The 14,435-nt window shown below is 65.1% G+C and carries 13 protein-coding genes; 7 read left to right on the plus strand and 6 right to left on the minus strand.

Going from position 1 to position 14,435, the window contains the following annotated elements:
- Nucleotides 1-104: 104 nt before the first annotated feature.
- Entirely contained in the window at nt 105-536 is a 432-nt protein-coding gene (locus tag KVG96_RS12485) for a type II secretion system protein N (protein ID WP_217892349.1), read from the minus strand.
- Nucleotides 537-669: 133 nt separating this feature from the next.
- Between KVG96_RS12485 and gspH the strand changes: the two genes are divergently transcribed.
- Nucleotides 670-1,122: a type II secretion system minor pseudopilin GspH gene (gspH, locus tag KVG96_RS12490; RefSeq protein WP_217892350.1), complete on the plus strand. Its 453-nt coding sequence runs from the start codon at nt 670-672 to the stop codon at nt 1,120-1,122.
- Complete coding sequence (locus KVG96_RS12495; protein ID WP_217892351.1) at nt 1,119-1,727, plus strand: type II secretion system protein GspJ; 609 nt, start codon at nt 1,119-1,121, stop codon at nt 1,725-1,727. Before gspH ends, KVG96_RS12495 begins: the two co-directional genes overlap by 4 nt.
- A gap of 164 nt (nt 1,728-1,891) precedes the next feature.
- Here KVG96_RS12495 and KVG96_RS12500 read toward each other — a convergent pair whose 3' ends face one another.
- The 3 genes from KVG96_RS12500 to KVG96_RS12510 are packed head-to-tail and all read right to left on the minus strand — an operon-like array spanning nt 1,892 to nt 4,147.
- On the minus strand, nt 1,892-2,830 hold the full coding sequence (locus KVG96_RS12500; RefSeq protein ID WP_217892352.1) for a FecR family protein: 939 nt from the start codon (nt 2,828-2,830) through the stop codon (nt 1,892-1,894).
- Nucleotides 2,831-2,882: 52 nt separating this feature from the next.
- Complete coding sequence (locus KVG96_RS12505; protein ID WP_217892353.1) at nt 2,883-3,428, minus strand: RNA polymerase sigma factor; 546 nt, start codon at nt 3,426-3,428, stop codon at nt 2,883-2,885.
- A complete protein-coding gene (locus tag KVG96_RS12510) occupies nt 3,425-4,147 on the minus strand; it encodes a TonB-dependent outer membrane receptor (RefSeq protein ID WP_217892354.1) in 723 nt (240 codons plus the stop codon). Before KVG96_RS12510 ends, KVG96_RS12505 begins: the two co-directional genes overlap by 4 nt.
- Nucleotides 4,148-4,296: 149 nt before the next feature.
- Between KVG96_RS12510 and KVG96_RS12515 the strand changes: the two genes are divergently transcribed.
- Nucleotides 4,297-4,614, plus strand: a complete 318-nt coding sequence (locus KVG96_RS12515) for a hypothetical protein (RefSeq protein ID WP_217892355.1) — start codon at nt 4,297-4,299, stop codon at nt 4,612-4,614.
- Nucleotides 4,615-4,680: 66 nt separating this feature from the next.
- On the opposite strand, the gene KVG96_RS12520 is transcribed toward KVG96_RS12515, so the two are convergent.
- Nucleotides 4,681-5,121, minus strand: coding sequence for a carboxymuconolactone decarboxylase family protein (locus KVG96_RS12520; protein WP_217892356.1), 441 nt, complete (start codon nt 5,119-5,121; stop codon nt 4,681-4,683).
- Between the two features lie 326 nt (nt 5,122-5,447).
- Between KVG96_RS12520 and pdxR the strand changes: the two genes are divergently transcribed.
- The 4 genes from pdxR to KVG96_RS12540 all read left to right on the plus strand — a co-directional run bounded on the left by pdxR (nt 5,448) and on the right by KVG96_RS12540 (nt 8,826).
- Entirely contained in the window at nt 5,448-6,881 is a 1,434-nt protein-coding gene (pdxR, locus tag KVG96_RS12525; protein WP_217892357.1) for a MocR-like pyridoxine biosynthesis transcription factor PdxR, read from the plus strand.
- A gap of 122 nt (nt 6,882-7,003) precedes the next feature.
- Nucleotides 7,004-7,297 carry a putative quinol monooxygenase gene (locus tag KVG96_RS12530; RefSeq protein WP_217892358.1) on the plus strand — a complete coding sequence of 98 codons (294 nt, stop codon included), beginning with the start codon at nt 7,004-7,006 and terminating at the stop codon, nt 7,295-7,297.
- Nucleotides 7,298-7,474: 177 nt separating this feature from the next.
- Complete coding sequence (locus KVG96_RS12535) at nt 7,475-7,882, plus strand: cupin domain-containing protein (protein ID WP_085586895.1); 408 nt, start codon at nt 7,475-7,477, stop codon at nt 7,880-7,882.
- Nucleotides 7,883-8,112: 230 nt separating this feature from the next.
- Nucleotides 8,113-8,826, plus strand: a complete 714-nt coding sequence (locus KVG96_RS12540) for an ATPase (protein WP_217892359.1) — start codon at nt 8,113-8,115, stop codon at nt 8,824-8,826.
- Between the two features lie 118 nt (nt 8,827-8,944).
- On the opposite strand, the gene KVG96_RS12545 is transcribed toward KVG96_RS12540, so the two are convergent.
- A complete protein-coding gene (locus KVG96_RS12545) occupies nt 8,945-13,837 on the minus strand; it encodes an NAD-glutamate dehydrogenase (protein WP_217892360.1) in 4,893 nt (1,630 codons plus the stop codon).
- Nucleotides 13,838-14,435: the final 598 nt, after the last annotated feature.

Consider the following 14,435-nt stretch of genomic DNA (forward strand, 5'->3'; position numbering starts at 1 on the left):
AATCTTTACTTGGCCATTCTCCTTTTACCTTGAGGCGATTGGCCTATTAATTGAGAAAGCACATAACGTTAATTGAAACGACAAAGAAACTCCCCCCCCACAACTCACGGTCTAACCAACCTAGGCATCTCCACCTCCTCCCCCAACCTCTCCACCCCCAGCCTTACCCTCTCCCCACCCTGCTCAATCACCACCCCATCCCCCTCCACCGCCACCAACCTCACCCCAGGACTCACCCGCTCGCCTTGCAGGAAGCTCTGCGGCGGTCCGTCGTTGAGGCTGAGGATCGCCACCGCGCCGCGGCTGCCGGCCATCACGCCGCTGACTTTGATCTGCACCGGCGCCGTGTGGTCGGCAAACCATTGCAGCGCCGGGCTGTCGCTGCGGGCGGCGAGCAGTTGCGGGGCGGCGGCCGGGGTGTGCGATTCGGCGGGGGTCAGCAGCAGCGACGACCACGTCGCGATGCCCACCAGCGCCGCCAGCAGCGCCAGGGCTTGCGCCATCTGCGGCGGGGAAACGCGTGCGGTGAAGTTCATGGGTTCAATCTCCTTTCAATCCCGACCGTCAGACTACCCGGCAATTCTCACGGTTTTATTTCACACGCCTTACATGTTGGCCGTGCAGGATGGTTTTTTGGGACGGGGCTGGACGCAAAGGAGTGCGCATTCGATGAACCGGTTCAAGCAACAGGGCTTCACCCTGATCGAGCTGATGGTGGTGCTGGTGATCATCGGCATCGCTAGCGCGGCGATCAGCCTGAGCATCCGTCCCGACCCGCTGCAACTGCTGCGCAAGGACTCCGAGCGCGTGGCGCAATTGCTCCAGGTGGCCCAGGCCGAAGCCCGCGCCGACGGCCGGCCGATCGCCTGGCTGAGCGACGCCAAGGGCTTCCGCTTCAGCCGGCGCAGCGACAGCGGCCAGGGGTTCGACCATTTCGAGCGGGATCCGCAATTGCGCCCGCGCCCTTGGCAGAGCCCCAAGCTTGATGTGCGGGTGGAGCCGAAGCAGAAAGTGGTGCTCAACGCCGAATGGATCAATCCGCCCCTGCAATTGACCCTGTCCGACGGGCTCAACCGCCTGAGCGTGCTGCGCGATGCCGCCGGCCGGATCAGCGTGCAATGAAGCGCCAGCAAGGTTTCACCCTGATCGAAGTGATGGTGGCGATCCTGCTGATGGCGGTGGTCAGTCTGATTGCCTGGAAGGGGCTGGACAGTGTCACGCGCGCAGACAGCCATTTGCAGGCCAGCGGTGAGCAGAGCGACAGCCTGCTGCGGGCGCTGAACCAGTTGCAGCGTGACGTCGAGCTGCGCGCCGGGATCGAGCTCAGCGAACCGAAACGTGCCGGCGAAGAGGACGAACCCGACACCGCCCCGCCCGCGCTCACCGTGCGCGGCAGCGACAGCCAAGGCTTTCGGCTGGACATCATCCGCACCGCCGCCGACCGGCCCGGCGCCCTGCAGCGGGTGCGCTGGTGGCTCAAGGGCGACACCCTGTACCGCGCCGCCGCCCCGGCTCGCAGCCGCTATCCGCTGCCGGCGCCGACCTCGGGGGTGGCGGTGCTCACGGATGTCAGCGAAGCGCAGGTGCGGGTCTGGGATCCGGACAAGGGCTGGCGCCAACTGAGCGGCAACCGCAAGGAAGACCCGCCGGGCCTGGAACTGCGCCTGACCCGCCAGACCCCGCAAGGCCCCGAGCACTACCGCCAGGTCATCGGCCCGCTGCTGTGATCGCCCTGATCCTGTGTTGCCTGACCCACCGCCATCGCGGGCAAGCCCGCTCCCACAGGTTTCTCAGGTGCCCGCAAAATCCAGGCACACCACAAAAACCTGTGGGAGCTTGCCTGCAAACGATGAGGCCGGCACTGCTGGCATCTAAACCGCCAGCCATGCGGTCAGCTGAAAACGACGACCCCGCCCGGCAGTTCGGTGCAATTGACGCCATAGGCGTCGCGGATCAGCAAGGCGACGCCGGCCAGTTGGTCAAGGCTGAAGCGGGCCTGCACCCGGCGCTGGCCCAGTTCGCGGTTGAGCAGCACCAGCATGCCGGGGCGGTAGCGGTTGATCTCGTCGATCATCTGGCTCAGGGTCACGCCGTTGAACACCAGCACCTGGTGCCGCCAGTTCATCACCGCGGCGATGTCGACGCTCTGCACGCTGCCCACTTGCTGCGCGTCCCAGGTCAATTGCTGGCCCGGTTCCAGGCGCACGCTGCGGCCTTGCAGGTCCACCTCCAGCGCACCGTCGAGGCACGTCACGCACACCTGCCGGTCGAGGTTGCGCAGGTTGAAGCGCGCCTGGCTGGTCCGCAGCCAGCCGCTGCCCGCCTGCATCGCCAACGGCCGGCGCGCGGTCTGCACTTCGACTTCGCCGCTGAGCAGTTCGAAGCCTTGCGCACCGCCTTCCACGGCGCGCTGGTTGATGCGGGTCTGGGTGTTGAGCTCCAGGCTCAGGCCGTCGGCCGGTTCGAACCGGCGCTGCTCGCCGACCTCGGTGATGTAGTCGGCCCCAAGCCCCGAGAAACCGCCGGGCACCGTGCCGCGCACCAGCAGGAACGCCGCCGACGCCGCAATGGCGCCGCCCAGGAACGCCCGCCGGCCGAAGCGCCGGGGAGCCCGCAAGCCCTCAGCCGCCGGTTGCAGCAGATGCCACAGGGCCTTGCAGTCCTCGAAGGCGCGGGCGTGTTCGGGGCTTTGCGCGCACCACTGGCGCAGGGCCCGGGCATCGGCGACCGTGGCCCGACCCGAGGTCAGCAGGATCAGCCAGTCGCGGGCTTCGCTCTGCAGACGTTCGCAGGCCTTGGGCGCGGCAGGTGTCAGACGGAGGATATTCAAACGCACAGTTACTCGACGGGTTGATCGGGACGCCCGGATCGGCGCTCTACTTTCAAGACGGTTTTCCGGCCCCGCGACCGAACCGCTGAAACACTTTTCTTTCCAGTTTCGCCGCACAGTGCCCCAGCGCAGCCTTGATTTCCTTCTCGACCATGCGCGTGGAGATGCCGAAGCGCTGGGAAATCTCCAGGTGCGGCGCCTCTTCCAGGCGGGCGGCGATGAAGATCCGCCGGCGCCGCGCCGGCAGTTCGTACAGGGCGCTGAGCAGCGACTGGATTTCCTTTTGCCCGCCCACCACCCGCGCCGGGTCGAGGGCTTCGTCGCCGATCTGCAGCAGCTCTTCGACCTCGCTGCCGGTGAGCAGCCGGGCGTCGGCCTGGCGGCGGTCGGCGGCGATGTTCAGCGCCATGCGGTACAGGTAGGCGTTGGGCCGCAGAAGATCCGGCGGAGGCTCCATGCGGTCCACCCGCAGGTAGGTCTCGTGCAGCACGTCGTTGGCCAGGTCCTCGGAGCCGAGACGACGGCGCAGGCGCACCCGGAAGTCGTCGTAGGACGTCAGGAACAACTGGAGCATCGAACCTTGTCCGGCGTCTTTCATCCCCCGGAGACTCCTTCCCATCTGGTGCAGTCCATGCGTTTCCCTGTGTTTTTCTTGTCCATGGTTTCCGGCAACAGCAGCAGCGTGACCGGCTGACGCAAAGCCCCGGGCGTCGGGCGCTCGATGCTCAAGCGTTGAAAACTGTCCACCAGCGCTGCGTCCCGCCGGTCGTCGCCGGTGGAGGTCAGCAGCCGGTGGTGCTGCACCACCCCGTCGCGGCCGATCCACAACTGCAGCACCGCGCGGTAACTGCCCGGGCGGGTGAGCGGCGAACGGCACAGCGTGCGTTCGATGGCCGCCTGCACCGCCGTCGCGTAGCTGCGGTTGACCGCGCTGGGCGCCGCCGGTGCGTACCGGGCCGGGCCCTGTGTCTCTTCGACCTGCGCCACCTGCAAGGTGAACGCATCGGCGCGGGCGTACTTGGCCATCAGGCCGCTGCCGCCGAGCATGTGGCGCAAGGCGTCGGCCGCGGTGAACTCACCGTCCACCGCCGACGAACGCCGGCCCCGGCTCAACTGGCTGTCCACCAGCACCGCCATGCCCGTGGCCCGGCTGAACCTGTCGAGGGCCGAGGCCAGATCCTGGGCCGGGATGTGCAGCGTCATGCGCAGCGGTTCGGCCTTCGCCCCCAGCGCCATGAGGCCCAGCAACAGGCCCAGACAGGCCTGGCGCAAAGGCGCTGAACGCACAAAACCGCCCTTGGCATGGCCTCGCTGCACGGCTGACGCACCCCTGAAAACCGTCATCCTGAGGGCTGTTTATGAATCTGGTGTGACGGACGGTGCAAAAAAACCATCACGGGATCGCCGGCGGCCTTGCAGTAGACTCAAGCACCAGAGCGGCCCGTCGGGCCGGCCAGGAGGCCAGCATGAAATCACTGTGGAACATCATTCTGGGCGGATGCCTGCTCACCGCCTTCGGCGCCGCGCAGGCCGAGCAGCCGCCGGGCTGCATCGACGTGACGGTCGGCGGCTACAAGGCGCCGAACTACGATTGCCTGAGCCAGCAGATGGGCAACAACCCCGAAGGCGCCAAGGCGGCGCAAAAGAACCGCGAGGCGATGAACGTGCCGGTCTACAAGCGGCCGCCGAACCAGGTGGGCCTGGCGACACCGGCCGCCACCGCCACGCGGATGGGCAACGCTTTCGGCAACTCAGTCAAGCCGCAGCGGCCACAGGGCCAATGAACCCAGGTCCTGTGGCGAGGGCGCAGGCTCGCTCCGGCGTACGAGGCAGCCCCGCGCATTCCCGGATCACTCGCTGGGCTCCTGGCGGAAACTCACCGCCAACCGGTTCCAGCTGCTGATGGTGCTGATGGCCATGGTCAGGTCCACCAGCTCGCCTTCTTCAAACTGCTCCCGCGCCTGCCGGTAGACGGCATCCGTCACCTGGCCTTCGGACAGCAGCGTCACCGCTTCGGCCCAGGCCAGCGCCGCCCGTTCGCGCAGGCTGAAGAAGCCGCTGTCGCGCCACACCGCCACCGCGTACAGGCGCCGCTCGCTCTCCCCGGCCCGCCGGGCCTCCACCGAATGCAGGTCGGTGCAGAACGCGCAGCCGTTGAGCTGCGAGGCGCGGATTTTGATCAGGTGCAGCAGCGGCGCCTCGATGCTCAGGCTGCCGGTCAGCGCCTCCAGGGCGATCATCGCTTTCATCGCTTTGGGCGAAGCGTTGTAGTAATCCAGGCGCGGGGACATGGCGCGGTCTCGGGAAACGGAAGTGACCTTCACGTTAAAGGCTGGCGCCCTGGCGAAACAGCGCCAATTGTGCGGAAAGCCAGCACACCATTGAGGCCTTGCGGTGCCTTGACTGACGCTATCGCCAGCAGGCTGGCGATGGCGGTGGCGGTGGCGGTGGGTCAGCCAACACAGGGGTCGGCGATGCCCGCGATGGCGCCAGTCAGGCCACCACCGAGAGCAGACCAATTCCGGCTATTTGCGCTGCGCAACTTCTGCCCGTCCGGCAACGGAGTTAATCTGGCGGGCACGTCTTTCGCACCACCCGCAACCGGAGCCCTGTCGGTATGGAACTTCATGTCGTGATCAACGGCCGCAAGGATCTGGCCGGTCAGTTGTACCAGCAACTGCGCGGCGCCATCGAGTCCGGGCGCCTGGCCGCCGGCACGCAGTTGCCCCCCAGCCGCCTGCTGGCCGAGCAGTTGGGGATTTCGCGCAAGACCATCTCCGACACCTATGCGCAGCTGACCTACGAAAACTTCCTCACTGGCGTGATCGGCAAAGGTACCTACGTCAACGCCCGTCCCGCCGCCGTGCAGCGCAAGCAAAGCGCTGCGGAACTGGCCGGCGCCGAGGTCGTCGAGCGTTGGCGCAGCCTGCCGGTGTTCCTGCGCCACCCGACGCTGGAAGGCTCGCTGCGCTACGACTTCATCGGCGGCGCCACCGGCAAGGGCCAGTTTCCCCAGGACGACTGGCGCCGTTGCGTCGCCCACGCCATGCGGCAGATGGCGACCTCCAAAGGCTTCTACAGCCTGCCCGAAGGCTTGCCGGCGCTGCGCAACGCGATTGCCCGGCACATTGCGTTTTCCCGCGGGGTGAACTGCCAGGACGAGGACGTGGTGGTGTGCAACGGCGCCCAGCAGGCCCTGGACCTGATCGCCCGGGTGCTGCTGCAGCCCGGCAGCGTCGTGGCGATGGAAGACCCCGGCTATCCGCCCGCCCGCCTGCTGTTCGGCACCCACGGCGCCACGGTGGTCGGCGTGCCGGTGGATGCCGAGGGCATTCAGGTCGAGCACATTCCCGACGGCACCCGGCTGATCTACGTGACGCCGTCGCACCAGTTCCCGCTGGGCATGCCGATGAGCCAGGCCCGGCGCGAGGCGCTGCTGGAGCGGGCCCACTCGCTGGGCGCCATCGTCATCGAGGACGACTACGACAGCGAATTCCGCTACGAAGGCCGGCCCACGGATTCTCTGCACAACCTCGACCGGCGCGGCCTCGTCGCCTATGTGGGCACCTTCTCCAAAACCCTGCTGCCGGAACTGCGGATCGGCTACGCGATCCTGCCGCCGGCGATCCTCGAAGCGGTGATCCGCGCCAAGCAGCTCACCGACCTGCACGCCTCCACCCTGCCGCAATGGGCCCTGGCCAAGTTCATCGCCGAGGGCTGCCTGCTCAAGCACATCCGCCGCTGCCACACCGTCTACGCCCAGCGCCGGGAGCGGATCCTGACGCGCATGGCCACCGACCTGTCGCCGTGGCTGGAGGCGGTGCCGCCCAGCGCCGGGTTCCACATGGCGGTGTTCTGCAAGGTGCCGCTGGACCTGCCGCTGATCATCGAGCTGGCGAAAAAGGTCGAGGTCGGGTTGTACGCGATCAACGGTTTCTACTATCAGCAAGCGCCCCGCGACGGCCTGTACTTCGGCTTCGGCGCCATCGAGACCCTGGACATCGACATCGCCCTGGACCGGCTGCGCGATCTCTTGCAGCAAGTGGCCTGAGGGATTGGTCTAACCGATTAACCGCCGATTGGTTATTGGTGATCCCGGGAGGCAGGCCTATCCTGCACAGGCCTTATCCCTCAATGGGCGGATGCGTCCGAACCGGTACAGGAGTGCGAGCCATGTCCAACCCCGTGATCAACACCGTCCAGGTACAGGCCGCCGCCGGCCGCTCGGAAGAGCTGGGCAGGCAGTTGCAGAAGATCGTCGAGACCCTGCGTGAAGCGCCGGGCTGCGACGCCTACATGGTCGACCGCTGCCCCGAGGACAGCCAGCGCTGGACGGTCAGCGCCCATTGGCAATCGGAAGCGGCCATGCAGGCGCACTTCAACCGCCCCGAAGCCCAGGGCTTCATCGACCTGATCGACAGCCGGCTGGCCAACAGCGTGGACTTCAACTCTTTTCCCATCGTCTAGCCCTGCAGCGCAGCCTCTGTGGCGAGGGAGCGTGCTCCCTCGCCACTGGGGCAAGTTGCGCCAACACGTTTCGGGGTCGGCGATTGGTCTCCCGATCTTCCCGAACATTGGCCGTTTGATCGGACCGCCGCGCCGACTACTGTGATCACCGACACCCACACTCCACAGGTGATGCCCATGAAAGCCCTGCACGTGTTTACCGCCCTCGCCCTGCTGGCCGCAGGTCCTGCCTTTGCCCATGGCACGGACGAACCTTCCGAGAAGGTCACCGTCCTGCAGGATCAGATGCTCAAGAACGCTCCGGGCAAGAAAGCCCTGATGATCGAGGTCGACTACAAACCCGGTCAGTCTTCCATTGCCCACCGGCACGAGGGCACCGCCATGGCCTACGTGCTGGAAGGCGAGATCGTGTCCCAGGTCAAGGGCGAACAACCGGTCACCTACAAGAAGGGCCAGTACTGGTACGAACCGGCCGGCTCCGAACACCTGGTGTCGAAAAACGCCAGCAAGTCCAAGCCGGCGAAGTTGCTGGTGTTCATGGTGTTGGCCCCGGACGAGAAAGTGCTGATCCCCCTGGAAAACTGATCGCTGTTGCGCCAGCCATAAATAAAAAGGCTCAAATCGTCGATTTGAGCCTTTTTATTTCCCGTGGCAATGACTCCGCCTTACTTAAAGCAAACAAGACTATTGGCCACCCGATAACTTCGCCGATGGGTCGTTTCAACTTTCCGATGCGGGTTTAGTCTGGTTCAACTGCCGTTCAGCGCGGCAACTTTAAACTCTTCGAACCGAAGTTGTTTCACGGGAGAACCACCATGAAACTTGCGTTTGCCGCCACTTTAACGATCTCGGTACTGGCCCTCTCCGCTTGCTCGGTGCCCACCGCACCGCCCTCGGCATCATCGCTCGACACGCTGTTCACCCACCCCGTGGGCCGCAGCGGCGCCACCCGGGTGCCCAGCGGCGCCGACGTGTCCCTCGGCATCGTCTACAGCCCGGGCACCCAGACCAACCGCCAATACCTGCGCGACTACCAGGCCAACGCCGGCACCGGCTTCGGCCAGAGCCTGCTGGTGCAGCCGATCCACGACGCCTACGTCGCCACCTCCAAACCGGACATGGCCGTGGACTGGATGACCGCTTCGCTCAAACGCCGTTTCGGCTCGGTGACGGTCTACCCGGACATGCAGAGCCTGCGGGCGGCCAGGCCGGACGTGACGGCGATCATCGAGACCCGCAGCCAACTGATCACCTCGCGCAGTTCCGACATCCGTTCCGACGCCAGTGCCGACTTCTATGATGCGAAGTTCAACTACATCGGCACGGCCAAAGGCACCGATGCCAAGGCCTTGAGTCCGTTGTGGGCCGACTACAAGCGCACCGACGATATCGTCGCGGATATCCGTGAACAGCAGGAAGTTCAAGTGCGGGCGTTGCAAAAGTTCGACCGGTCGCTCAGCAACTTGCTGGGCGGTGCGGCGGACAGTGTGTCGATGCTGGATACACGCCAGGCTCAAAAGTTGTACTGATTTCGCAGGCCTCATCGCCAGCAGGCTGGCGATGAGGCCCTATCAGGCGACACCCATCATGCAGGCATGAAAAAGCCCCGCCTCTTGCGAGAGCGGGGCTTTCTCATTCAGCTACGGCTCAGGCCGGTTCCAGCTCGGCGTTGCGGGCCGAGGCGGCCGGGGCGACCGTCTGGCCGCTCAGCGCCACGTCCAGCAGTTCGCGGTTGGCCACCGCATACATGGCGTAGTCGGTGCCGCTGGCGGCACGGATTTCCACCAGCATGGCGCGCCAGCGTTCGATCATGGCTTCGTGCTGTTCCATCCACAGCGCCAGGCGGGTTTCCACCTCCTGGGAGCCGTCGCCCTGTTGCAGGACGGAGATGGTGATCGCACGCTGCTGCCAGTCGACGTCGTCGCGGAACGCTTCGCGGGCCAGGGCCTGCCAGTTGTTCTCGACCGGCAAGGCGCTGATCTGCTGCATGTACCAGGTGATGTCCAGCGCGCTGCCCACGGCGAAGTAGGCCTTGGCCACCTCTGCCGGGTTCTGGCCGGTCACGTCGGAAGCCTCGATGATCGGCAGCAGGGTGTACAGGTGCGAGGTCCCCGCCACCATGCGCGCCAGCAGCTCCGGCACACCGGCCTGGACGTAGGCCTGGTAACGGGCCTGCCAGGTCTCGCGGATTTCGCCGCTGAGCAGTTCGTCGAGCTTGAGGCCCAGCTCCTTCAGGTGCGGACCGAAATGCGCGACGTCACGGGCAGCGTTCTGCTCGTTGCGCCGGGCACGCAGGAACCAGCGGGTGGCGCGGCGGCCCAGGCGCATCAGCTCGTCCATCAGCTCCAGCTGCACTTCGGCAGGCACCTGGTAGTCCAGCGCTTCGATCTGACGGAACCAGTGCGGGAGGTGGAAGATGTCCCGCACGATCACGTAGGCGCCGGCCACGTTCGCCGGGCTCATGCCGGTGGACTCCTTGAGCCGCTGAACGAAGGTGATGCCCATGTGGTTGACCAGGTCGTTGGCGATCTGGGTGCTGACGATCTCGCGCTTGAGGCGGTGACGGCGCATGGCTTCGGAGAACTTGCTGACCAGGGTCGGCGGGAACGCCGTTTCCATGTCGCGGGTCAGGTAGTCGTCGTCCGGCACCAGCGAGTTGAGCAGTTGCTCCTTGAGGTCGATCTTGCTGTAGGAGATCAGCACCGACAGCTCCGGACGGGTCAGGCCCTGGCCTTCGGCCACGCGCTCGGCCAGTTGCTCTTCGGTCGGCAGGAACTCGATGGCGCGGTCCAGCTTGCCGCGGCCTTCCAGGTCGCCCATCAGACGCTTGTATTCGGCGATCCGCGCGTAGGCACGGCGGGCCGCCAGGGACAGGGCCTGGGTCTGCTTGTAGTTGTTGCCCAGCACCAGGCCGCCGACTTCGTCGGTCATGCTCGCCAGCAACTGGTTGCGTTGCTTGTCGGTCATGTCGCCGGCCTGAACCACTTCGTTCAGCAGGATCTTGATGTTCACTTCGTGGTCGGAGCAGTCCACACCGCCGGCGTTGTCGATGAAGTCGGTGTTGGAGCCGCCGCCGTTGAGGCCGAACTCGACACGGCCCAGCTGGGTCATGCCCAGGTTGCCGCCCTCGCCCACCACTTTGCAGCGCAGTTCGTTGCCGTTCACGCGCAGCGCGTCGTTGGCCTTGTCGCCGACGTCGGCATGGCTTTCGGTGCTGGCCTTGACGTAGGTGCCGATGCCGCCGTTCCACAGCAGATCCACCGGCGCCTTGAGCAAGGCGTTCAGCAGTTCGGTCGGGGTCAGCTTGTCGGCCTGGATGTCGAAGCGCTCTTTCATCTGCGGCGAGATGGCGATGCTCTTCGCGCTGCGCGAGAAGATGCCGCCGCCTTCGGACATGATGCTGGTGTCGTAGTCGGACCAGGCCGAACGCGGCAGGTCGAACATGCGCTGACGCTCGACGAAGCTGGTGGCAGGGTTCGGGTTCGGATCGATGAAGATGTGCATGTGGTTGAACGCGGCAACCAGTTGCAGCTTGTCGGACATCAACAGACCGTTGCCGAACACGTCGCCGGCCATGTCGCCGATGCCGACCACGGTGACGCTGTCTTCCTGGACATTGATGCCGCGCTCACGGAAGTGGCGCTGCACGCCGACCCACGCGCCCTTGGCGGTGATGCCCATCTTCTTGTGGTCGTAGCCGGCCGAACCGCCGGAGGCGAACGCGTCGCCCAGCCAGAAGCCGTAGTCGATGGCGATGCCGTTGGCGATGTCGGAGAAGGTCGCGGTGCCTTTGTCCGCCGCCACCACCAGGTACGGGTCATCGTCGTCATGGCGCACGACGTTGGCCGGCGGCACCAGTTTGCCGTCCTTCAGGTTGTCGGTGATGTCCAACAGGCCCGAGATGAAGATGCGGTAGCAGGCGATGCCCTCGGCCGCGATCTCATCACGGCTGCCGCCCAGCGGCAGGCGACGCGGCAGGAAGCCGCCCTTGGCGCCCACCGGCACGATGACCGAGTTCTTCACTTGCTGGGCTTTCACCAAGCCCAGGACTTCGGTACGGAAGTCTTCTTCGCGGTCGGACCAGCGCAGGCCGCCGCGGGCGACGTTGCCGAAGCGCAGGTGCACGCCTTCGACGCGCGGCGAGTAGACGAAGATCTCGAACTTCGGCACCGGCTTCGGCAGTTCAGGGATCAAGTGCGGGTTGAACTTGAAGCTGAAGTACGACTTGTTCTGGCCGTTGGCGTCGGTCTGGTAGAAGTTGGTGCGCAGGGTCGCTTTGATCAGGTCCAGGTAACGACGCAGAATGCGGTCTTCGTTGAGGACTTGAACGTCGTCCAGCGCGGTCAGGATCGCTTGCTCCAGACGCAGTTGCTTGTCGTCCAGATCATCGCTGCCCAGTTTGCGCGCCAGGTAGAAGCGGGTCTTGAACAACCGGGTCAGTTCGCGGGCGATGTCGGTGTGGTTGTTCAGGGTGCTGGCGATGTAGCCCAGGTCGAAGCCCAGACGGATCTGCTTCAGGTAGCGGGCGTAGGCACGCAGCAGCGCCACATCGCGCCACGGCAGGCCGGCGGTCAGCACCAGGCGGTTGAACGCATCGTTTTCGGCGTCGCCGCGCACGATGTGGACAAACGCGTCCTGCAGGGTGTCATTGAGCTGCTGGATGTCCAGGTCCATGCCTTCGGCCGCGGTGAACGCGAAGTCGTGGATCCAGAACTCGCGGCCGTTGTTGTGGCGCAAGCGGTACGGGAACTCGCCCAGCACGCGCAGGCCGAGGTTTTCCAGGATCGGCAGCACGTCGGACAGCGCCAGCGGGGTATCGGCGTGATACAGCTTGCAGTGCAGCTCGCGCGGGCCCGAGGCCAGCGGCTGGTAGAAGCTCATGGCCAGCGGCTTCTTCTCGCTCAGGTTGAGCAGGTGCTGCATGTCGACCACGGCCGAGTGCGCCGCGAAACGCTCGCGGTAACCGGCCGGGAAGCCTTTCGGGAAGTCCGCCAGCACGTTGGTGCCGTTGGCTTCGCCGAAGGTCTCCACGGTCAGCGCGGCGTAGTCGTCCTGCCAGCTGCGGCAGGCCTGGATGACTTCGTTCTCCAGTTGCAGCGGGTCGATGTCGATGCGGTTCTTCGGGTCGACGCGCAGGATCAGCTGCACGCGGGCCAGCACGGACTCGGAGAAGAACGTCCAGAACTCGCAGTCGGTGGCCTTCAGGCGCTCCATCAGCACGTGCTGGATCTTCTGGCGCACTTCGGTGGAATAGATGTCACGCGGCACGTAGGCCAGGCAGTAGCAGAAGCGGCCGTACGGATCCTTGCGCAGGAACACGCGGATCTTGTTGCGCTCCTGGATCTGCACGATCGACATCACGGTGCTGAACAGCTCGTCGACCGGGGTCTGGAACAGGTCGTCGCGCGGCAGCACTTCCAGCACCTGCGCCAGTTCCTTGCCCAGGTGGGCCTTGGACTGGAAGCCGGAGCGGCGCTCGATCTCCTCGACCTTGCGGCGGATGTACGGGATGGTGCGCACGCTTTCGCCGTACACCGAGGAGGTGTACAGGCCCATGAAGCGGCATTCCTTGATGACCTTGCCGTCGGCGTCGATCTCGCGGATCGACACGTAGTCCGGGTAGGCCGGACGGTGCACGCGGCTCGGGTGCGCGGCCTTGGCGAAGGTCAGCAGCTTGGGTTCGCGCAGGTAGTTGACGGCGTAGTCTTCGATGCGCAGGTCGTCATAGGTCATGCCGGTGCGCAGCAGCTTGGTCAGGCCCAGGAACGAGGCCGGGTCGTACTCGATGTGGCCGCCGTCGGCCTGGTCGGTGACCACGAACTCTTCGTAGCCGAGGAAGGTGAAGTGGTTGCCCACCAGCCATTCCAGGAAACTCTTGATCTCGGTCTTCTCGTCGCCGTCGACGGCGAATGCGCTGGTATCGAGCTTGGTGAGGATCTCCTGCACCTTGGCCTTCATCGGCTCGAAATCGGCGACCGCGACGCGGACCTCACCCAGGACCTGCTCCAGTTCCTTGGTCAGCACATTCAGCTCGGCCGCGTTGGCGCAGCGGTCGATTTCCAGGTACATCAGCGACTCGTGCTGCACGCCTTCGCCGGTGGTGCCCTTGGGCAGGATTTCCAGCAGCTCGCCTTTATCACCGCGACGCACGCTCAGCACGGTGGTCTGCAGGGTGTGGATGCTGTAGCCGCGGCGGTTCAGCTCGGTGCGCACCGAGTCCACCAGGAACGGCAGGTCGTGGTGCAGCACTTCGACCGCGGTGTGGGTCGACTGCCAGCCGTGACGTTCGTAATCGGGGTTGTAGACGCGAACCTGAGGTTGCGCGTGGTCGAAGCGCTCAAGCAGGCGCCATGCGGAAAGCGTACAGCCAGCGAGGTCGGAGAGGCGACGCTGGGTCAGCTCGTCCAGGGAAATGATGCCGAAGAATTGTTCAGAGAACAGCGCCACTTGTGGCAGTGCCTGTTCACTGATGTGCTGCGCCAGTGCCGCTTGCAGTTGGTGCTGGAAGTCGGCTTTGCTGGCTGCGGTGAAGAACGCCATCTGTGGTACTCCGCTTGGGCTTGTTATTGATGGAAAGCGTCACATGCTGCATGGCCCCCTATCGGGCCGTTCCGTCGCCCTGTTCCTGATTCTCGGGCAGAGGAAACAGGGTGACAGGTGGGTGAAGCTGGACGAGACACTCAGGTCACATTCACCTTCCATGGGATGGGCATCTGCAAAAACGACTGCCCCGCGCCCTCGGGCCGTCGGCAATGCCTTTACGGGTGCCCATCCGTTGCGCAGCTTAATGGCTGCGACAATGTGCCTGCTTGCAGCGCTGCGACATATTCGGTCATCGGCACGTAAACGGCGGCCTGCGCACCGGACAACACTAGCAGGGGATGGGCGCCCCGGCCCGTTGGGCGTCGTTTTTTTGCCGCACGCCCGTGCCAAAAATGACCGCGCCGGCGCGATTCGTTCCCCTGGGCGCTTCGTCCGGTTTCGGCCCGGATTCCCAGGCCCTGCCCCGCCCTGCCGACACCTGAAATAACCGATAAGAAACAACTCGTTAGTTGCAGATTATTCAGTCGCACAAATCTCAAAGAATTGCCCTACATCATTAACAGAACACTTTCCTACAAGCCGGTTTGTTGGAAAC

This window comes from Pseudomonas ekonensis, from assembly GCF_019145435.1.
Classification (GTDB): Bacteria; Pseudomonadota; Gammaproteobacteria; order Pseudomonadales; family Pseudomonadaceae; genus Aquipseudomonas; species Aquipseudomonas ekonensis.